Annotated in this window: 19 protein-coding genes; all 19 read left to right on the forward strand. The window is 70.2% G+C overall.

Features of this window, described 5'->3' with window-relative positions:
- Nucleotides 1–46: 46 nt before the first annotated feature.
- The 19 genes from pyrR (at nt 47) to ACI2JZ_RS02310 (ending at nt 19,044) form a co-directional block, all read left to right on the forward strand.
- Nucleotides 47–577: a bifunctional pyr operon transcriptional regulator/uracil phosphoribosyltransferase PyrR gene (gene pyrR / locus ACI2JZ_RS02220; RefSeq protein ID WP_404596378.1), complete on the forward strand. Its 531-nt coding sequence runs from the start codon at nt 47–49 to the stop codon at nt 575–577.
- Entirely contained in the window at nt 574–1,539 is a 966-nt protein-coding gene (locus ACI2JZ_RS02225; protein WP_247622448.1) for an aspartate carbamoyltransferase catalytic subunit, read from the forward strand. The genes pyrR and ACI2JZ_RS02225 overlap by 4 nt, the downstream gene beginning before the upstream one ends.
- On the forward strand, nt 1,536–2,840 hold the full coding sequence (locus tag ACI2JZ_RS02230; protein ID WP_404596379.1) for a dihydroorotase: 1,305 nt from the start codon (nt 1,536–1,538) through the stop codon (nt 2,838–2,840). Before ACI2JZ_RS02225 ends, ACI2JZ_RS02230 begins: the two co-directional genes overlap by 4 nt.
- On the forward strand, nt 2,837–3,349 hold the full coding sequence (locus tag ACI2JZ_RS02235) for a hypothetical protein (protein WP_404596380.1): 513 nt from the start codon (nt 2,837–2,839) through the stop codon (nt 3,347–3,349). Before ACI2JZ_RS02230 ends, ACI2JZ_RS02235 begins: the two co-directional genes overlap by 4 nt.
- Complete coding sequence (gene carA, locus ACI2JZ_RS02240; protein ID WP_404596381.1) at nt 3,346–4,491, forward strand: glutamine-hydrolyzing carbamoyl-phosphate synthase small subunit; 1,146 nt, start codon at nt 3,346–3,348, stop codon at nt 4,489–4,491. The genes ACI2JZ_RS02235 and carA overlap by 4 nt, the downstream gene beginning before the upstream one ends.
- On the forward strand, nt 4,491–7,778 hold the full coding sequence (carB, locus tag ACI2JZ_RS02245; RefSeq protein WP_404596382.1) for a carbamoyl-phosphate synthase large subunit: 3,288 nt from the start codon (nt 4,491–4,493) through the stop codon (nt 7,776–7,778). Before carA ends, carB begins: the two co-directional genes overlap by 1 nt.
- The gene (gene pyrF / locus ACI2JZ_RS02250; protein ID WP_404596383.1) at nt 7,775–8,620 is read left to right on the forward strand and encodes an orotidine-5'-phosphate decarboxylase; all 846 of its coding nucleotides are present in this window, start codon (nt 7,775–7,777) and stop codon (nt 8,618–8,620) included. The genes carB and pyrF overlap by 4 nt, the downstream gene beginning before the upstream one ends.
- Entirely contained in the window at nt 8,613–9,521 is a 909-nt protein-coding gene (gene gmk / locus ACI2JZ_RS02255) for a guanylate kinase (RefSeq protein WP_404596384.1), read from the forward strand. Before pyrF ends, gmk begins: the two co-directional genes overlap by 8 nt.
- A 65-nt stretch (nt 9,522–9,586) precedes the next feature.
- Nucleotides 9,587–9,844, forward strand: a complete 258-nt coding sequence (gene rpoZ / locus ACI2JZ_RS02260; RefSeq protein WP_247622455.1) for a DNA-directed RNA polymerase subunit omega — start codon at nt 9,587–9,589, stop codon at nt 9,842–9,844.
- Between the two features lie 91 nt (nt 9,845–9,935).
- On the forward strand, nt 9,936–11,129 hold the full coding sequence (metK, locus tag ACI2JZ_RS02265; RefSeq protein WP_247622456.1) for a methionine adenosyltransferase: 1,194 nt from the start codon (nt 9,936–9,938) through the stop codon (nt 11,127–11,129).
- Nucleotides 11,130–11,145: 16 nt separating this feature from the next.
- The gene (locus ACI2JZ_RS02270) at nt 11,146–13,104 is read left to right on the forward strand and encodes a primosomal protein N' (protein ID WP_404596385.1); all 1,959 of its coding nucleotides are present in this window, start codon (nt 11,146–11,148) and stop codon (nt 13,102–13,104) included.
- 19 nt (nt 13,105–13,123) lie between these two features.
- Nucleotides 13,124–14,044: a methionyl-tRNA formyltransferase gene (gene fmt / locus ACI2JZ_RS02275; RefSeq protein WP_336640352.1), complete on the forward strand. Its 921-nt coding sequence runs from the start codon at nt 13,124–13,126 to the stop codon at nt 14,042–14,044.
- Nucleotides 14,041–15,519, forward strand: a complete 1,479-nt coding sequence (locus tag ACI2JZ_RS02280; protein ID WP_404596386.1) for an RsmB/NOP family class I SAM-dependent RNA methyltransferase — start codon at nt 14,041–14,043, stop codon at nt 15,517–15,519. Before fmt ends, ACI2JZ_RS02280 begins: the two co-directional genes overlap by 4 nt.
- A 2-nt stretch (nt 15,520–15,521) precedes the next feature.
- A complete protein-coding gene (gene rpe / locus ACI2JZ_RS02285) occupies nt 15,522–16,202 on the forward strand; it encodes a ribulose-phosphate 3-epimerase (RefSeq protein WP_404596387.1) in 681 nt (226 codons plus the stop codon).
- Nucleotides 16,199–16,462: a phosphoribosyl-ATP diphosphatase gene (locus ACI2JZ_RS02290; protein ID WP_017202142.1), complete on the forward strand. Its 264-nt coding sequence runs from the start codon at nt 16,199–16,201 to the stop codon at nt 16,460–16,462. The genes rpe and ACI2JZ_RS02290 overlap by 4 nt, the downstream gene beginning before the upstream one ends.
- A gap of 38 nt (nt 16,463–16,500) precedes the next feature.
- Nucleotides 16,501–17,340, forward strand: coding sequence for an ATP phosphoribosyltransferase (hisG, locus tag ACI2JZ_RS02295; protein WP_247632201.1), 840 nt, complete (start codon nt 16,501–16,503; stop codon nt 17,338–17,340).
- Entirely contained in the window at nt 17,340–18,101 is a 762-nt protein-coding gene (gene hisF, locus ACI2JZ_RS02300; RefSeq protein ID WP_404596388.1) for an imidazole glycerol phosphate synthase subunit HisF, read from the forward strand. Before hisG ends, hisF begins: the two co-directional genes overlap by 1 nt.
- Nucleotides 18,098–18,457 carry a phosphoribosyl-AMP cyclohydrolase gene (gene hisI, locus ACI2JZ_RS02305; protein WP_247632203.1) on the forward strand — a complete coding sequence of 120 codons (360 nt, stop codon included), beginning with the start codon at nt 18,098–18,100 and terminating at the stop codon, nt 18,455–18,457. Before hisF ends, hisI begins: the two co-directional genes overlap by 4 nt.
- A complete protein-coding gene (locus tag ACI2JZ_RS02310) occupies nt 18,454–19,044 on the forward strand; it encodes a Trp biosynthesis-associated membrane protein (RefSeq protein ID WP_404596389.1) in 591 nt (196 codons plus the stop codon). The genes hisI and ACI2JZ_RS02310 overlap by 4 nt, the downstream gene beginning before the upstream one ends.
- Nucleotides 19,045–19,086: the final 42 nt, after the last annotated feature.

The following is a 19,086-nucleotide window of genomic DNA, read 5'->3' on the forward strand; positions in this document are numbered from 1 at the left end:
AAGCAACCTTTAACACCGTCCTGTGAGGCGGAGAAGGGAGCGGCTGATGAGTGCACGCACCGTCTTGCACGAAGCCGATATCTCGCGGGCTCTGACCCGTATCGCGCACGAGATCCTCGAATCGAATCGAGGGGCCGATGACCTCGTCCTGCTGGGCATCCCGACCCGCGGAGTGACGCTCGCCCATCGCCTCGGCGCTCTGATCAGCGACATCGCTCAGCGTCCCGTTCCGGTGGGCGCCCTCGATGTCACGCTCTTCCGCGACGATCTGGCGAAGCATCCGACGCGTTCTCCGCGTCCGACCGACATCCCCGCCGGCGGTATCGAGGGGCGCACGGTCGTGCTCGTCGACGACGTGCTCTTCTCCGGTCGGAGCATCCGTGCCGCGCTCGACGCGATCCAGTCGATCGGCCGCCCGTCCGTCGTGCGACTGGCGATCCTGGTCGACCGCGGCCACCGCGAGCTGCCGATCCGTCCCGATTTCGTCGGCAAGAACATCCCCTCCGCGCGCACCGAGCGCGTCAACGTGCGTCTCGTCGAGAACGACGGGGCCGAGGAGGTGACGATCGGCGAATGAGGCACCTCCTGGATACCCGCACCCTCGATCGCGCCACCGCCCTGCGCATCCTCGATGTCGCCGAGGACATGTCCGACACGCAGTCCCGCGAGGTCAAGAAGCTCCCGACCCTGCGGGGCAAGACCGTCGTGAACCTCTTCTTCGAGGACTCGACGCGGACGCGCATCTCGTTCGAAGCCGCGGCCAAGCGTCTCTCGGCCGATGTCATCAACTTCGCCGCCAAGGGCTCCAGCGTGTCGAAGGGCGAGAGCCTCAAGGACACGGCCCAGACCCTCGAGGCGATCGGCGCCGACGCGGTCGTCATCCGCCACCCCGGCTCCGGTGCCCCGCAGACGCTGGCGACGAGCGGATGGATCTCCGCCGGTGTCGTCAACGCCGGCGATGGAACGCACGAGCACCCCACTCAGGCGCTGCTCGACGCGTTCACGATCCGCAAGCGGCGGTTCGGTGCCGACAGCCGCGGTCGCGACCTCTCCGGCGTGCGCGTCGTGATCGTCGGCGACGTGCTGCACTCCCGGGTCGCGCGCTCGAACGTCTGGCTCCTCACGACCCTCGGCGCCGACGTCACCGTCGTCGCGCCGCCGACGCTCGTGCCGCAGAACGTATCGCTGTGGCCGATCCGCGTGGTCTACGACCTCGACGAGGCGCTGGCCGGCGAACCGGACGCGGTCATGATGCTGCGGATCCAGCTCGAACGGATGAATGCCGCGTATTTCCCCACTGAGCGGGAGTATTCACGGCGCTGGGGACTCGACGCACGGCGTGTGGCCGGTCTTCCGGACGGTAGCATTGTGATGCACCCTGGACCGATGAACCGCGGACTGGAGATCTCCTCCGAAGCGGCCGATTCGCCCCGCTCCACGGTGCTGGAGCAGGTCACCAACGGAGTATCCGTGCGCATGGCGGTGCTGTACCTGCTGCTGGCAGGGGAACGAGACGACGAACGAGGGGGAGACCTGTGAGCGAGACCCTCGTCATCACCGGTGCGAAGCTGCTCGGCACGGTCAGTGCCGACATCATCATCGAGGACGGCCTGATCGCCGAGATCGGCAGCGGTCTCAGCCGCGCCGGCGCTCGAGTCATCGACGCCGAGGGCCTGGTCGCACTGCCGGGCCTGGTCGACCTCCACACCCACCTGCGGGAGCCCGGCTACGAGGCATCCGAGACCATCCTCACCGGCACGCGGGCCGCGGCATCCGGCGGGTTCACGGCCGTCTTCGCGATGCCGAACACCTCGCCGGTCGCGGACACCGCCGGTGTCGTCGAGCAGGAGCTCGCCCTGGGCGAGGCCGCCGGCTACGCCACCGTGCAGCCGATCGGCGCGGTCACCGTCGGGCAGAAGGGCGAGCGGCTGGCCGAGCTCGGCGCGATGGCCTCCTCGCGCGCCCGGGTACGCGTCTTCAGCGACGACGGCTTCTGCGTCTTCGATCCGCTCATCATGCGGCGCGCGCTCGAGTACGTGAAGTCCTTCGACGGCGTCATCGCCCAGCACGCACAGGATCCGCGCCTCACCGAGGGCGCCCAGATGAACGAGGGCACCGTCTCGGCGGAGCTCGGGCTCACGGGTTGGCCCGCGGTCGCGGAGGAGTCGATCATCGCGCGCGACGTGCTGCTCGCCGAGCACGTCGGGTCGCGCCTGCACGTCTGCCATCTGTCGACGGCCGGGTCGGTGGATATCATCCGCTGGGCCAAGAAGCGCGGGATCGCGGTGACCGCCGAGGTCACCCCTCACCACCTGCTCCTCACCGACGAGCTCGTGCGAGGATACGACGCCCGTTACAAGGTCAACCCGCCGCTGCGCCGCGAGGAGGACGTGCTCGCCGTGCGCGAGGGCCTCGCCGACGGCACGATCGACATCGTGGCCACCGATCACGCGCCGCACCCGAGCGAGGCGAAGGCGTGCGAGTGGCAGGCCGCCGCGAACGGCATGGTGGGGCTCGAGAGCGCCCTGCGCGTCGTGCACCAGTCGATGGTGCAGACCGGACTGCTCGGCTGGGAGGACGTCGCTCGGGTGATGAGCGCGACCCCCGCCAGGATCGGTCGTCTCACCGGTCACGGCACACCGCTCCTCGCCGGGCAGCCCGCGCAGCTCGCGCTCTACGACGCCTCGGTCGAGGGCGTCTTCAGCGAGGGGGACCTGCACGGGCGCAGCACCAACTCTCCCTACCTCGGTCGGGCCCTGCCCGGTCGGGTGGAGTACACGGTGCACGGCGGACGGCTGACGGTCGACGCCGGCTCGCTGGTCGAGGGCCTGAACGCATGAGCGCACGGGACATCGCGATCGCGATCACCATCGTCGTCGCCCTCCTCGTCCTGCTGACGATGCTGCTCTCGTGGCGACGACGGCAGCGACGCGATTCGGCGATCGTCGCTCCGCTGGGAGTGCCCGAGCACGCCGAGGTCGCGTCGCGTCACGAAGTGCTCTACGTCTCGACGACCAAGCACGACCAGCCCCTCGAGCGCCTCGCGATCTCGCCGCTGGCCTACCGCGCACGCGGTGAGCTCGCGATCACGGACCGCGGCGTGGCGCTCTGCCTCGACGGGGCACCGACCGTGTTCCTCGCCTCCTCCCGCTTGGTCGACATCGGCCGCGCGACCGTCACCATCGACCGCGTGGTCGAGCCGGGCGGACTCGTGCGGATCGACTGGCGGGCCGACGACCACACCGTCGTCGACTCCTACCTGCGACTCGCCACCGGCGATCCCCAGAACCTCATCTCCGACCTGCGACGGCTCATCCCCGCCGCTCACGACACAGGAGCCACAGAATGACCGCTCTTCCCGAATCCGCCGTGCTCGTCCTCGAGGACGGCACCCGTTACACCGGCCGCGCCTACGGCGCGCGCGGCACCACCCTCGGCGAGGTCGTCTTCTCGACCGGAATGTCCGGTTACCAGGAGACGATCACCGACCCGTCGTACGCCGGCCAGATCGTGCTGCAGACCGCACCCCACATCGGCAACACGGGGATGAACGACGAGGACCCCGAGTCCCGCCGCATCTGGGTCGCCGGCTACATCGTGCGCGACCCCTCGCGCGTCGTCTCGAACTGGCGCGCGAACGCTTCGCTCGACGACGTCCTCGTGCGGGACGGGATCGTGGGCATCAGCGGTATCGACACCCGCGCCATCACGCGCCACATCCGTTCCGCCGGCTCCATGCGCGGCGGCATCTTCTCGGGAGCGGATGCCGCGCTCGACGCCGAGGAGCAGGTGCGCATCGTGCGCGAAGCGCCGCAGATGGCGGGTCAGAACCTGTCGGCCGAGGTCTCGGTCGACGCCGTCACGATCACGACGGCGCTGGGGGAGCGGGTCGGCAACCTCGCCGTCCTCGACCTCGGGGTCAAGCAGGCCACGATCGACAACCTCGCCTCCCGCGGTTTCGAGGTGCACGTGATGCCGCAGACGTCGACCATCGACGACATCCGCGCGATCGACCCCGTCGCCGTCTTCTACTCGAACGGCCCGGGTGATCCCGCGGCATCCGGCGACCACGTCGAGCTCCTGCGCGCCGTGCTCGACGACGGCCTGCCGTTCTTCGGCATCTGCTTCGGCAACCAGCTGCTGGGGCGCGCGCTCGGCCTCGGCACCTACAAGCTGCCGTTCGGGCACCGCGGCATCAACCAGCCCGTGCTCGACAAGTCCACCGGGCGCGTCGAGATCACCGCGCACAACCACGGGTTCGCGGTCGACGCTCCGCTCGACGGCGCGTTCGACAGCCCGAACGGCTACGGCAAGGTCGAGGTCAGCCACGTCGGCCTCAACGACAACGTGGTCGAGGGCCTCCGCGCTCTCGACATCCCCGCCTTCTCGGTGCAGTACCACCCGGAGGCCGCGGCAGGACCGCACGACGCCAACTACCTCTTCGACCGGTTCCGCGACCTGGTCATCGCCAGCCAGAAGGACGCCAAGTAATGCCCAAGCGCGACGACATCAACTCCGTCCTCGTCATCGGCTCCGGCCCGATCGTCATCGGCCAGGCCTGCGAGTTCGACTACTCCGGCACCCAGGCGTGCCGCGTGCTCCGCGAGGAGGGCGTGCGCGTCATCCTCGTGAACTCGAACCCCGCGACGATCATGACCGACCCGGACTTCGCCGATGCCACGTACGTCGAGCCGATCACCTGGGAGGTCATCGAGACCATCATCGCGAAGGAGCGCCCCGACGCGATCCTTCCGACCCTCGGCGGCCAGACCGCGCTCAACGCGGCGATCCAGCTCCACAACCACGGCATCCTCGAGAAGTACGACGTCGAGCTGATCGGCGCGAACTTCGAGGCGATCAACAAGGGCGAGGACCGCCAGATCTTCAAGCAGCTCGTGCTCGACGCCGGCGCCGACGTCGCCGACTCGCGCATCGCGCACACCATGGACGAGGTGCTGGCGGCCGCCGACGAGCTCGGGTACCCGCTCGTGGTGCGCCCGAGCTTCACCATGGGCGGCCTCGGCTCCGGATTCGCCTACGACGAGGAGGACCTGCGGCGCATCGCCGGCGCGGGTCTGCACGACTCGCCCACCAACGAGGTGCTCCTCGAGGAGTCGATCCTCGGCTGGAAGGAGTACGAGCTCGAGCTCATGCGCGACACGTCCGACAACACGGTCGTCGTCTGCTCGATCGAGAACGTCGACCCGGTCGGCGTGCACACCGGCGACTCGATCACCGTCGCTCCGGCGCTCACGCTCACCGACCGCGAGTACCAGAAGCTGCGCGACATCGGCATCGACATCATCCGCGCCGTCGGCGTCGACACCGGTGGCTGCAACATCCAGTTCGCGGTGAACCCCGAGAACGGGCGCATCATCGTGATCGAGATGAACCCCCGCGTCTCGCGTTCGAGCGCGCTGGCCTCGAAGGCGACCGGATTCCCGATCGCGAAGCTCGCGGCGAAGCTCGCCCTCGGCTACCGCCTCGACGAGATCCCGAACGACATCACCGGCGTGACGCCGGCGAGCTTCGAGCCCACGCTCGATTACGTCGTGGTGAAGGTGCCCCGCTTCGCGTTCGAGAAGTTCCCGGCCGCCGACGTCACCCTCACGACCACCATGAAGTCGGTCGGCGAGGCGATGGCCATCGGTCGCAACTACGCCACGGCCCTGCAGAAGGCGCTGCGTTCGCTCGAGAAGCGCGGCTCGAGCTTCCACTGGGGTCCGGAGGAGCGCTCCGTCGAAGAGCTCCTCGAGATCTCGAAGACGCCGACGGACGGTCGCATCGTGGTGCTGCAGCAGGCGCTGCGCAAGGGCGCGACGATCGAGCAGGCCTTCGACGCGACCGCGATCGACCCCTGGTTCCTGGACCAGATCGTCCTCATCAACGAGGTCGCCGAGATCGTGCGCACCGCTCCCGAGCTCGACGCCGCCACCCTGCGCTACGCGAAGGAGCACGGCTTCTCCGACGCGCAGCTGGCCGAGATCCGCGGCGAGAGCGAGGACGAGATCCGTGGCGTGCGCCGCGGCCTCGGCATCCGCCCGGTCTACAAGACCGTCGACACCTGCGCCGGCGAGTTCCCCGCCCTCACGCCGTACCACTACTCGAGCTACGACTTCGAGACCGAGGTCGAGCCCTCCGAACGCACCAAGGTCGTCATCATCGGCTCGGGACCGAACCGCATCGGACAGGGCGTCGAGTTCGACTACTCGTGCGTGCACGCGTCGTTCGCGCTGTCGGATGCCGGGTACGAGACCGTCATGGTCAACTGCAACCCGGAGACCGTGTCGACCGACTACGACACCTCGGACCGTCTGTACTTCGAGCCCCTGACGCTCGAAGACGTCCTCGAGGTCCTCGACGCCGAGGCCGCCAGCGGCACCATCCTGGGTGTCGTCTGCCAGCTCGGCGGCCAGACCCCGCTGGGGCTCGCGAAGGGCATCGAGGCGGCGGGGTACACGATCCTCGGCACGAGTCCTGCCGCGATCGACCTCGCGGAGGAGCGGGCGCTGTTCAGCGGCATCCTCGACGCCGCCGGGCTCGTGGCCCCGCGCCACGGTACCGCGATCGACGTCGACGGCGCCGTGGCGGTCGCCGAGGACATCGGCTACCCGGTGCTCGTGCGCCCGAGCTTCGTGCTCGGCGGTCGCGGCATGGAGATCGTCTACGACACCGAGAGCCTGCGCGACTACTTCGTGCGCACCGCCGGCGAGGTCGTCATCGAGGAGGGCAAGCCCCTTCTCGTCGACCGCTTCCTCGACGACGCGATCGAGATCGACGTCGACGCGCTGTTCGACGGCACCGAGCTCTACATCGGCGGCGTGATGGAGCACCTCGAGGAGGCCGGCATCCACTCCGGCGACTCGAGCTGCACCCTTCCGCCCATCTCGCTCGGACGCAGCGACATCGATCGGGTGCGCACGGCGACGCTCGCGATCGCCCAGGGCGTCGGAGTCCGCGGCCTGCTGAACGTGCAGTTCGCGATCAGCGCCGGCGTGCTCTACGTGATCGAGGCCAACCCGCGCGCCAGCCGGACTGTCCCGTTCGTCTCGAAGGCGCTGGGGATCCCGCTCGCGAAGGCGGCCAGTCGCGTCATGGCCGGCTCCACGATCGCCGAGCTGAAGTCCGAGGGAATGCTGCCCGAGAACGACGGTTCGCGGGTGCCGCTCGGCTCGCCCGTCGCGGTGAAGGAAGCCGTGCTCCCGTTCAAGCGCTTCCGCACCAAGGACGGCAAGATCGTCGACTCCGTGCTCGGACCGGAGATGCGCTCGACCGGTGAGGTCATGGGCATCGACAAGGACTTCCCGACGGCCTTCGCCAAGAGCCAGGCGGCGGCATACGGAGGCATGCCCACCTCGGGCACCGTGTTCATCTCGGTCGCCGACTCCGACAAGCGGGCGGTCATCCTGCCCGCGCACAGGCTGCAGCAGCTCGGTTTCACGATCGTCGCGACCGAGGGTACGGCGGAGATCCTCTCCCGCAACGGCATCGCGGTGCAGGTCGTGGAGAAGTTCAGCGAGACCCAGGAGTCGGGCGCGCAGAACATCGTCGACCTGATCAACGACGGAGCGATCGACATCGTCGTGAACACCCCCTCGGGTGGCACGGCGCGTGCCGACGGCTACGAGATCCGCGCGGCGGCCGTCGCCGCCGACAAGGCGCTGTTCACGACCATGGCCGTGCTCGGCGCTGCCGTGAGCGGTATGGACGCGGCCGACGAGGGCTTCCAGGTGAAGAGCCTTCAGGAGTATGCGCTCGACCGTCAGGCCACGGTGTGAGTGCAGGTTTCGGTGAGCGGGCGCGCGCGGGGATCCTCGCGCGCGGCCCGCTCTGCGTCGGTATCGATCCGCACGCGGCGCTGCTGGCGTCGTGGGGTCTGGCCGACGACGCCCGAGGCGTGCGGGAGTTCGGTCTTCGCACGGTGGATGCCGTCGCCGAGCGCGTCGCATTCGTGAAGCCGCAGGTCTCGTTCTTCGAGCGTTTCGGTTCGTCGGGCTTCGCGGCCCTCGAGGACGTGCTGGCCGCTGCACGGCGAGCAGGCCTGCTGGTGATCGCCGATGCGAAGCGCGGCGACATCGGCAGCACCATGGATGCGTACGCGGCCGCCTGGCTGACCCCGGGCTCGCCGCTCGAAGCCGACGCGCTGACGGTGAACCCGTATCTCGGTGTGGGGGCGCTCGACGGCGCTCTCGCTCTGGCGCACACGCACGGGAAGGGTCTTTTCGTCCTGGCGGCGACCAGCAACCCCGAGGCGCGGTCGCTGCAGGCGTCGACGGGTTCCGGCGGCTCGACCGTTTCCGCGCAGGTGATCGACGAGGTGTCCACGCGCAACGCCTCCGCCGTCTCCGACGGCGAGTGGGGGAGCGCGGGCTTCGTGATCGGTGCGACCGTGGACTGGACGGATGCCGCGATCGCGGCGTTCGCCCCACCCGCGCCCATCCTCGCCCCGGGGTTCGGAGCGCAGGGCGCGACCCCGCAGGATCTGCGCCCGCGTTTCGGCACCATGGCGCCCTGCGTGATCGCGAGCGAGAGCCGGAGCGTTCTCGCCGCCGGGCCGAACGGATTGGCCGATGCCGTGACCGCGCGCGTCGCAGAGTACGAGGAGTCCCTGAATGTCTGATGTCCGGGTGGTTCCCGAGGTCGACCGCGCCGCGGCGGCGCGCAAGGCGGTCGAACGCCGGCGTGCACGTGCATCGCTCAAGCGCGATCTGACCACGCGCGTGGTGACGCCGCAGGCGGTGCTGCGACGCGCGACGGAGGATGCCGACTCGGTCGAGGGTTCGTTGCGGATCACCGACTTCCTGCTGGCGCTCCCGGCGATCGGGGCGGGCAAGCGCGATCGCGTCCTCGAGGAGTTGCGGATCTCCTCGGTGAAGCGCCTCGGCGGACTGGGCGTGCGTCAGCGCGCCGCGCTCGCGGAGTGGCTCGACGGCCGCTTCCCGGTTCCGGAGCCGCGCGGGGCACGCAGCCGACTGCTCGTCCTCGCGGGCCCGACGGCTGTCGGCAAGGGCACCGTGGCGGCGCACATCCGCGAGAACCACCCCGAGATCCACCTCTCGGTCTCGGCCACGACGAGGGCTCCGCGACCGGGCGAGGTCGACGGGGTGCACTACTACTTCGTCGACGACGCCGAGTTCGATCGGCTCATCGCCGAGGGCGAGCTCCTGGAGTACGCCGTCGTGCACAACCGCTCCCGCTACGGCACGCCGCGGGCGCCGATCGACGCCGCACTGGCCGAGGGCAGGACGGTGCTGCTCGAGATCGATCTGCAGGGCGCGCGCCAGGTGCGGGCCGCCGAACCGTCGGCCACGCTCATCTTCCTGCTGCCGCCGAGCTGGGACGAACTGGTGCAGCGGCTGGTCGGACGAGGCACCGAGGGCCCCGAGGAACGGGCGCGCCGACTGCGCACCGCGAAGGTCGAACTGGCCGCGCAGAACGAGTTCGACCACCTCATCGTGAACGAGACGGTCGCCGCTGCGGCCGACGAGGTCGTAGAATTGTCTTCAAGCTCTGCGCGCTGAGTGCTCTCGCGCGCCCATCGCACCGTCTTCGCGACGATCCCGTCGCCTGATCAGGAGGTCTCATCATGGCCGGACACCACACCAAGGGCATCATCGATCCCCCCATCGACAACCTGCTCGACCGCGTCGACTCGAAGTACGAGCTTGTGATCTACGCGTCGAAGCGCGCACGTCAGATCAACGACTACTACTCCGATCTGCACGAGGGCAACCTCTTCGACAACGTCGGCCCGCTCGTCGACTCCTCGGTCGAGGACAAGCCGCTCACGATCGCGCTGCACGAGATCAACGAGGACAAGCTCCGCCTGCGTCACGCAGAGTGATATTCGCGGCCCGCGCACCCGCTCTGTCGGTGGCGCGGGCCAGAATGGGTTCATCAGCCCTTCCCCTTCCGATCCCGTTCTGGAGTCCCCGATGAGCGCCCTGCGTCTGTTCACGTCCGAGTCCGTCACCGAAGGGCACCCGGACAAGATCTGCGACCAGATCTCGGACAGCATCCTCGACGGTCTGCTCTCGAAGGACCAGGACTCCCGCGTCGCGGTCGAGACCCTCGTCACCACCGGCCTCGTGCACGTGGCCGGCGAGATCCGTACCGAGGCGTACGTCGACATCCCGACGATCGTCCGCCAGGTGGTCAACGGCATCGGCTACACCTCCAGCGAGACCGGCTTCGACGGCGACTCCTGCGGCGTCAGCGTCTCGGTGGGTGAGCAGTCCACCGACATCGCGCACGGCGTCGACAACGCGCAGGAGCACCGCGACGGCTCCTCCGTCGACCCGCTCGACGGCCTCGGAGCCGGCGATCAGGGCATCATGTTCGGGTTCGCGACGAACGAGACGCCGCAGCTCATGCCCATGGCGGCGTGGACGGCGCATCGCATCGCCGAACGCCTCACCGAGGTCCGCCGCAGCGGCGAGCTCCCCTTCCTCCGCCCCGACGGCAAGACGCAGGTCACGCTCGGCTACGACGGCTTCACCCCGAAGACCGTCGACGCGGTCGTCGTGTCGACCCAGCACCACCCCGACATCTCTCAGGACGAGCTCAAGTCCCTCGTGCGCGAGCGCGTGATCGCGCCGGTGCTCGCGACCACGGGCCTCGACCTCGATGACGTCACGTATTACATCAACCCTGCGGGCCCGTTCGTCACGGGTGGCCCCAAGGGCGACGCCGGCCTGACCGGACGCAAGATCATCATCGACACCTACGGCGGGGCTGCGCGCCACGGCGGGGGAGCGTTCAGCGGCAAGGACCCGTCCAAGGTCGATCGCTCGGGCGCGTACGCGACCCGCTGGGTCGCGAAGAACGCGGTCGCGGCCGGACTGGCGGACCGGCTCGAGGTGCAGGTCGCCTACGCGATCGGCGTCGCGCGCCCCGTGGGCCTCTACGTCGAGACCTTCGGCACCGGCAAGGTCTCCGACGAGATCATCACCCGGGCCATCAACGAGGTCTTCGATCTGCGACCGCAGGCGATCATCGAACAGCTCGACCTGCTGCGCCCGATCTACGCGCAGACCGCTGCCTACGGTCACTTCGGCCGAGAGCTGCCCGACTTCACGTGGGAGCGCACGGATCGGGTCGACGAGCTGCGCCGCGCCGCCGGCCTGTGACGGAACGCCACCTCCCATGAGCGCCGAGAGCCGGCGCATCGCGCGCGTGCTGCTCGACTCACCGCTGCCGCAGCTCGACCGTCTCTTCGACTACGCGGTTCCCGCCGAGCTCGGCGACGTCGCGCCCGGTGTGCGCGTGAAAGTGCCGCTGCGCACGGCGGGGCGGGTGATCGACGGCTACGTCGTCGAGGTCGGCACCGAGGACGACGGCGACCGGCCGCTGTCCGAGGTCGACACCGTCGTCTCTCCGGTCCAGGTGCTGCCGGAGCGATTGCACCGGCTCGCCCGAGCGGTCGCCGATCGCGCCGCGGGTTCGGCATCCGACATCCTCCGCCTCGTCATCCCGAAGCGGCAGGTGCGCGTCGAGAAGGCCTGGACCGCCGACTCCTCGCCGTTCGAGCCGTCCGCCGAGGTCGTCGCCGCAGCGGAGGCCGTCGTCTCCCTGTACGACGGACTGGGGGAGACCCTGCGCGACGGAGGACGTGCGGCGGTCGAGGCCATTCCGGGTCTCGACGACGGCCGACCGGCATGGGCCGTGCTTCTCGCCGGCGCCGCCGTGCGCACTCTCGCCGCCGGGAGATCATCGATCCTGGTCGTTCCCGATCACCGTGATCTCGATCGGGTGCTCGCCGCCCTCGCCGACCTCGTCCCGGCTGAGCAGGTGGTGCGCTACGACTCGCGCCAGACGAACCCGGATCGTTACCGCGCATTCCTCCGCTCGCTCGAGGACGCGCCCTGCATCGTGGTCGGCAACCGCTCCGCCGTCTATGCGCCCGTGCGGGCGGGACTCGTCGTGATCTGGGACGACGGCGACCCGCTGCTCGGCGAGCCGCTGGCCCCGTACGTCAACGCGCGCGATGCGGCCCTCCTCCGCCAGGGCGAAGAGGGGTCCGCTCTCCTCCTCGCCGGGCACACCCGCACGACCGACGTCGAACGTCTCGTCGCCCTCGGGTGGCTCCGCGACATCCGAGCGACACGTCGCGTCCTTCCCCGCGTCATCCTGAGCACGCCGCAGGAGATGGAGCAGCCCACCGCGCAGCGCATGCCCTCGTCGGCCTTCCTCGCCGCCCGTGAGGCGACGGCGGAGGGCCCCGTGCTCGTCCAGGTGTCGCGCCCCGGGTTCGCTCCTTCCCTGGTGTGCGCCGAGTGTCGGGCACCCGCGCGCTGTGCGCACTGCGGCGGTCCCCTCGGCGCACGCCATCGGGGCGCGGTGCCGGTGTGCGGCTGGTGCGGTCGGAGCGCACGCGCCTGGACCTGCCCGACGTGCTCGTCGACGAAGCTGCGCCTCGCGTCCTCGGGCAGTGAACGCACGGCCGATGAACTCGGTCGCGCATTCCCGGGAGTCCGAGTGATCGTGGCGGACGGTGCGCACCCCGTCGAGCGGGTCGATGCCAAGCCCGCGCTGGTCGTGGCGACGCGCGGTGCCGAACCCGCAGCCGACGGCGGGTATCGAGCGGTCGTCCTGCTCGACGGCCCGCGGATGCTGCAATCGCCGGACCTTCGTATCGGCGAGTCGTGTCTGCGCTGGTGGTCGAATGCTGCGGCTCTCGCGGCTCACGGCGCACCCATCCACCTCGTCGGCGTGAACGGCCAGGCCGCGCGCGCGCTGGCGACCTGGAACCAGAGCGGTTACGCCCGCTCCGAGCTCGAGAGCCGCGCACCCCTGCACATGCCGCCCACGACGCGGGTTGCTCTCGTCGAGGGGTCGGCGGCCGCCGTCTCGCGCGCGCTCATCGCGCTCGGAGAGCTCGCGCTGCCCTCGGATGCCGTGCTGGGCCCCGTGCCCGTCGAGTCCGACGACATCCCTGCCCGCGTGCGCGCGCTCGTACGATTCGAGTACGGCGCCGGAACACGGGTGGTGACCGCGCTGCGCGCCGCCGTCGTCGCCGAAGCGGTCGCCAGCCGCCGCGGCCGCGGGAAGAATCCGCGGAGCACCCTCACCGTCCGCCTCGATATCCTCGATCCTGAACTCTGATCCCTCCGGAGAACCTTTCATGCGCCTCGTCTTCGCCGGCACACCGGCCGCTGCCGTTCCCACGCTCCGCCGCCTGGCGACCGAGCACGATGTCGTCGGTGTCGTCACACGACCCGACGCGCCGCTCGGACGCAAGCGGGTGCTCACGCCGTCCCCGGTCGCCCAGGCCGCTGTCGAGCTCGGCATCCCCGTCATCGCCGCTGCCCGCCTCGACGCCGAGGCGACCGAACGCATCCTCGCCCTCGAGCCGGAGCTCGGCGTGATCGTCGCCTACGGTGGCCTCGTGCGGGAGCCGCTCCTCTCGGGGCCCCGCGAGGGCTGGATCAACCTGCATTTCTCGATCCTGCCCGCGTGGCGCGGCGCCGCACCGGTGCAGCGCGCGCTGATCGCCGGCGATCCCGTGCTCGGTGCGAGCGTGTTCCGGCTCGTCGCAGAGCTCGACGCGGGCGATGTGTTCGCGACGCGGGAGATCGCGCTTCCCGACTCGTCGACCGCGGACGTCGCCCTCGCGGCACTCGCCGACGACGGTGCGGCGCTCACCGCCGACGTGGTCGCCGCGATCGCCGACGGCAGCGCCCGCGCCGTTCCCCAGACGGGAGAGCCCTCCTTCGCCCCCAAACTCACGCTCGAGGACGGCGCCCTCGACTGGTCGGCCCCGGTCGAGGTCGTCTTCGCGCGGTTCCGCGGGGTCACCCCCGAACCCGGCGCGCATACGACCGTCGGCGGACAGCGGGTGAAGATCCTCGAAGCCGCTCCTGCTGCCGAGAGGGCTCAGCTCGCACCGGGGGAGATCAGCGCGACGAAGACGGCGGTGCTGATCGGCACCGCGTCGGCCCCGCTCGCCGTCACGCGCGTGCAGCCCGCGGGCAAGGGAGCGATGAACGCCGCCGACTGGTGGCGCGGACAGCGGGACGCCGAAGGGATGCGTGCAGGATCATGAGCGACGACAAGCGACGGCGCCCGGGCAAGCCCGGGCCCTCCCGTCCCCGGACCGATGCCACGCAGCGATCGGCACGGGGCAGCGGTCAGCGGGTGCAGGCCCGCACCGTGCAGCCCGCACGACGGGTGGCCTACGGAGTGCTTCGTGCCGTGTCCGAGGACGACGCGTACGCGAACCTCGCGCTGCCGCACGCGATCGGCGAGGCCGGTCTCACTCCGCAGGACGCGGCGCTGGCGACCGAGCTGACCTACGGCACACTCCGCCGCCGCGGCACCTACGACGCGATCATCTCCGCCGCCGCCGATCGTCCGGTCGACTCGATCGATCCCGCGGTCCTCGATGCGCTGCGCCTGGCCGTGCATCAGCTGCTCGCCACGCGCGTGGCATCGCACGCCGCGGTGAACGAGTCGGTGAACATCGTCGCCACCGAGGTGAGCCGGGGAGCGTCGAGCTTCGCCAACGCCGTGCTCCGCCGAGTCTCGCGCGAGACGCCGGGCGAGTGGCAGGACAGGATCGAATCGTCCGCGCGGTCCGATGACGAGCGCCTGGCACTGCGCAGCGCGCACCCCGTCTGGGTGATCCGTGCGCTTCGCCGCGCGCTCGACGCCGAGGGCCGGGTGTCGGAGCTCGATGCGCTTCTCGAGGCCGACAACGCCTCTCCCGAGGTGACGCTGGTCGCCCTTCCCGGGCTCGCCGAGCCGGCGGAGCCCCGTCGCCCGTATGCCGCGACCGCGTTCGGATCACCCGGCGGCGATCCCCACCGCATCATCACCGATGCGCGCGGAACCGTCCGCGTGCAGGACGAGGGCTCGCAGCTCGTCGCGCTGGCTCTCGCCGCGGCGAAGCCGATCGCCCCGGGAGAGAAGTGGCTCGACCTCTGCGCGGGCCCCGGCGGCAAGACCGCTCTGCTCGGCGCGATCGCCCACGAGACCGGCGCCGTGCTCGAAGCGAACGAGGTGGTCCCGACCCGCGCGGGGCTGGTGCGCAGCGCGCTGCGCCCGGTCCCCGGAGACATCCCGGTGCACGAAGACGATGGCCGTGTGCTCGCCGCCTCTCGCCCCGGCGAGTTCGATCGCGTGCTCGTCGACGCTCCCTGCACCGGTCTCGGTGCGCTGAGGCGACGCCCGGAGGCGCGCTGGCGCAAGTCACCCGCCGATGTCGCCGAGCTGGTTCCGCTCCAGGAGCAGTTGCTGTCGGCGGCGGTCGACGCCCTCGCGCCCGGCGGCATCGTGGCCTACGTCACCTGCTCGCCTCACCTCGCCGAGACGACCGGAGTGGTGCAGGAGGTTCTGCGCGGGAGGGAGGACCTCGTCGAGCTCGATGCCCGGGCCGTGATCTCCGAGATCTCCCGTTCGCCGATCGATCTCGCATCCGACGGCCGCGCCGAGTCCGGTTCCGTCCAGCTGTGGCCGCACCGTCACGGCACCGACGCCATGTTCCTCGCGCTCCTGCAGCGCGTACCGAAGGGAGAGTGACCGTGGAGCTTCCCCGCGCGCCGCGCATCAACCCGAGCATCCTCGCCGCCGATTTCGTCAACATGCAGAGGGACCTCGCGAAGATCGCCTCCGCCGACTTCGCGCACGTCGACGTCATGGACAACCACTTCGTGCCGAATCTGACGTTCGGACCGCAGATGGTCGAGCGCATCCAGGCGACGAGTCCGATCCCGCTCGACGTGCATCTGATGATCTCGGATCCCGACCGCTGGGCTCCCGGTTACGCCGAGCTGGGGGCCGCGAGCGTGACGTTCCATCTCGAGGCCGCCGCCGATCCGGTGGTGCTCGCCCGCCGTCTGCGCGACATCGGCGCGCGTGCCGGCGTGGCGATCAAGCCGGGGACGGCGGGGGAGAGTCTCTACGACATCCTCGACGAGTTCGATCAGATCCTCGTGATGACCGTCGAGCCCGGCTTCGGCGGCCAGGGGTTCATGCCCGAGACGATGCCGAAGCTGCGCGGACTCGCCGACGAGGCGCGGCGTCGGGGATCCGATGTCTGGTTGCAGGTGGACGGGGGGATCTCCGATCGCACGATCGAGATCGCCGCAGCCGCGGGGGCCGACACCTTCGTCGCGGGATCGGCGGTGTACGGTGCCGACGACGTCGAAGCCGCCGTCACGCGGCTCAGGGGCCTCGCGGGAGCCGGTAGCCTGGAAGCGTGAAGACTTTCGACGAGCTGTTCGCCGAGCTCAGCGTCAAGGCCGAGACCCGACCCGAGGGATCGGGCACGGTCGCCGAGCTCGACGGCGGCGTGCACACCATCGGCAAGAAGATCGTCGAGGAGGCCGCCGAGGTCTGGATGGCCTCGGAGTACGAATCCGATGAGGCCGCCGCCGAGGAGATCTCCCAGCTGCTCTACCACGTTCAGGTGATGATGCTCGCGAAGGGACTCTCCCTGCAGGACGTCTATCGACATCTGTGATGCGCTCCGCCCATCCCGATTCGATCTGAAAGTCAGACATGCTGCGCATTGCCGTTCCCAACAAGGGCTCTCTCTCCGAGACCGCCGCCGAGATGCTCGCGGAGGCCGGATACGCCGGCCGGCGCGACCCCAAGACCCTGCACGTGATCGACGCCGAGAACGACGTCGAGTTCTTCTTCCTCCGCCCGCGCGACATCGCCACCTATGTGGCGTCCGGCGCGCTCGACGTGGGGATCACCGGTCGTGACCTCCTCCTCGACGTGCAGCAGCCCGCGCGCGAGATCGAGCAGCTCGGATTCGGTGGCTCGACGTTCCGCTTCGCGGGCCCTCCGGGGCGTTTCTCCTCGCTGGAGGACCTCGAGGGCGTGCGCGTCGCGTCCGCCTACCCGGGCCTCGTCGGAGCCTTCCTGCGCGAGCACGGTGTCACCGCCGAACTCGTGCAGCTCGACGGTGCCGTCGAGTCGGCCGTGCGCCTGGGAGTGGCGGATGCCGTGGCCGATGTTGTCTCGACCGGTACGACCCTCCGCCAGGCGGGTCTGGAGATCTTCGGCCCGGTGATCCTCGAGTCCGAAGCCGTGCTGATCAGCCGTGACGGCGATGCAGATGGAACCGACACGCTGCTGCGTCGCCTGCGCGGCGTGATGGTCGCCCGCCGCTACGTGCTGGTCGACTACGACCTGCCGGCCGAACTCGTCGATCAGGCCGTCGCGATCGCTCCGGGGCGCGAGTCTCCGACGATCTCGCCACTGCGCGATCCCGCCTGGGTCGCCGTCCGGGTGATGATCCCGCGCAAGCGCGTGAACCAGGTGATGGACGACCTCTACGCGCTCGGAGCGCGGGCGATCCTCGTCACCGCCATCCACGCCGCGAGGCTCTGATGGCTCTCGCGCGGCGCGTGATCCCGTGCCTCGACGTCGCCGACGGCCGCGTCGTGAAGGGCGTGAACTTCGAGAACCTCCGCGACATGGGGGACCCTGTCGAACTCGCCCGGCACTACGCCGCTCAGGGCGCGGACGAGATCACCTTCCTCGATGTCACGGCCACGGTCGACGCCCGTGCGACGACCTACGACGTCGTGCAGCGCACGGCGGAGCAGGTCTTCGTGCCGTTGACCGTCGGCGGGGGAGTGCGCTCCGTCGACGACGTGGCTCGGCTTCTGGCCGTGGGCGCGGACAAGGTCGGCGTCAACTCCGCGGCCATCGCGCGGCCCGACCTCATCGGCGAGATCGCCGACCGCTTCGGCGCACAGGTGCTCGTGCTGTCGCTCGACGTCAAGCGCGCGGGGAACACCGCTTCCGGTTTCGTCGTCACCACGCACGGAGGCCGCACGCAGACGACGCTCGATGCCCTGGAGTGGGCGCGCGAAGCTGCCGAGCGCGGCGCCGGAGAGCTTCTCGTGAACTCGATCGACGCGGATGGCACGCGCGACGGTTTCGACCTCGAGCTGGTGAGCCTCATGCGTGAGGTCGCGACCGTCCCCGTGATCGCCTCCGGTGGTGCCGGTGCCGTGGAGCACTTCGCCCCGGCGATCCACGCGGGAGCCGATGCCGTGCTCGCCGCCAGCGTGTTCCACACGGGCGCGCTGACCGTCGGCGACGTGAAGGATGCGCTGCGCGCAGAAGGAGTGCTGGTCCGATGACCGATCTCGATGCCAGAGTCGCCCAGGTGGCCTGGAACTCCGATGGGCTCGCCCCGGTGATCGTGCAGCAATACGACTCGCACGAGGTGCTCATGATGGCGTGGGTCGACGAGGAGGCCCTGCGGCGCACTCTCACGTCCGGTCGTGCGACGTACTGGTCGCGTTCCCGCCAGGAGTACTGGCGCAAGGGCGACACCTCCGGCAACATCCAGGTCGTGCACGGAGCCCGACTCGACTGCGACGGCGACGCGATCCTGCTCTCGGTCGATCAGACCGGCCCCGCGTGCCACACGGGGACGCGCACGTGCTTCGACACGACCGATCTCGAAGCCGCGGTCGGGGGCGCGTCCGAATGAACGTGGCGCGACGCGGACGTTCGATCACCCTCCTCGGGTTCCTTCTCGCCGGCGCGATCGGGATCATCTCGTCGACGCAGACCTGGCTGACCGTGCAGCGAGCGGATGCCGGTGCCGAGATCCTCGTCCCCGGAGCATCCGCTCTGGTGCTGCTCGCCCCGCTGAGTCTCGCCGTGCTCGCACTCGGCGCGGCGCTGTCGATCGCCGGCCCGGTACTGCGCTTGATCTTCGCGGTGCTCGCCGCCGTGGCCGCCGTGTTCCTCGGGTGGTCGACGCTCCAGATGCTCGTCGGGGTGCCGCTGTCGGCCGTGGCTCCGACGGTGACCGAAGCGACGGGTCTCGCCGGTGAATCCGCCGTCGAGACGGTCGTCGCGTCGATCACCCCCTCGGCCTGGCCGGTCATCGCACTGGTCGGGTGGGTGCTGCTCCTCGCCGCCGCGGTTTTCGCGCTGTGCACCTGGCGACGCTGGAAGAGCGGCGGGCGTCGGTACCGCACGGGAGACGACGTCCCCGCCCACACCGACGGCCCCGTCGACGCGATCGATTCCTGGGACGACCTGTCCCGCGGAACCGATCCGACCCGATGACCCCGATAGACTGAATCCGATCCCGCTGTCGTTCCCCGGAGG

The sequence above is a fragment of the Microbacterium sp. NPDC087868 genome (assembly GCF_044900755.1).
In the GTDB taxonomy this organism is placed as follows: Bacteria; Actinomycetota; Actinomycetes; order Actinomycetales; family Microbacteriaceae; genus Microbacterium; species Microbacterium galbinum.

What these genes read in the sequence shown, in the direction of transcription:
- hisF (WP_404596388.1), top strand. Translation starts at nt 17,340, where the DNA reads ATGGCTCTCGCGCGGCGCGTGATCCCGTGCCTCGACGTCGCCGACGGC.
- ACI2JZ_RS02235 (WP_404596380.1), top strand. Translation starts at nt 2,837, where the DNA reads ATGAGCGCACGGGACATCGCGATCGCGATCACCATCGTCGTCGCCCTC.
- ACI2JZ_RS02280 (WP_404596386.1), top strand. Translation starts at nt 14,041, where the DNA reads ATGAGCGACGACAAGCGACGGCGCCCGGGCAAGCCCGGGCCCTCCCGT.
- carA (WP_404596381.1), top strand. Translation starts at nt 3,346, where the DNA reads ATGACCGCTCTTCCCGAATCCGCCGTGCTCGTCCTCGAGGACGGCACC.
- hisG (WP_247632201.1), top strand. Translation starts at nt 16,501, where the DNA reads ATGCTGCGCATTGCCGTTCCCAACAAGGGCTCTCTCTCCGAGACCGCC.
- fmt (WP_336640352.1), top strand. Translation starts at nt 13,124, where the DNA reads ATGCGCCTCGTCTTCGCCGGCACACCGGCCGCTGCCGTTCCCACGCTC.
- ACI2JZ_RS02270 (WP_404596385.1), top strand. Translation starts at nt 11,146, where the DNA reads ATGAGCGCCGAGAGCCGGCGCATCGCGCGCGTGCTGCTCGACTCACCG.
- pyrR (WP_404596378.1), top strand. Translation starts at nt 47, where the DNA reads ATGAGTGCACGCACCGTCTTGCACGAAGCCGATATCTCGCGGGCTCTG.
- rpoZ (WP_247622455.1), top strand. Translation starts at nt 9,587, where the DNA reads ATGGCCGGACACCACACCAAGGGCATCATCGATCCCCCCATCGACAAC.
- carB (WP_404596382.1), top strand. Translation starts at nt 4,491, where the DNA reads ATGCCCAAGCGCGACGACATCAACTCCGTCCTCGTCATCGGCTCCGGC.
- gmk (WP_404596384.1), top strand. Translation starts at nt 8,613, where the DNA reads ATGTCTGATGTCCGGGTGGTTCCCGAGGTCGACCGCGCCGCGGCGGCG.
- metK (WP_247622456.1), top strand. Translation starts at nt 9,936, where the DNA reads ATGAGCGCCCTGCGTCTGTTCACGTCCGAGTCCGTCACCGAAGGGCAC.
- hisI (WP_247632203.1), top strand. Translation starts at nt 18,098, where the DNA reads ATGACCGATCTCGATGCCAGAGTCGCCCAGGTGGCCTGGAACTCCGAT.
- ACI2JZ_RS02310 (WP_404596389.1), top strand. Translation starts at nt 18,454, where the DNA reads ATGAACGTGGCGCGACGCGGACGTTCGATCACCCTCCTCGGGTTCCTT.
- ACI2JZ_RS02225 (WP_247622448.1), top strand. Translation starts at nt 574, where the DNA reads ATGAGGCACCTCCTGGATACCCGCACCCTCGATCGCGCCACCGCCCTG.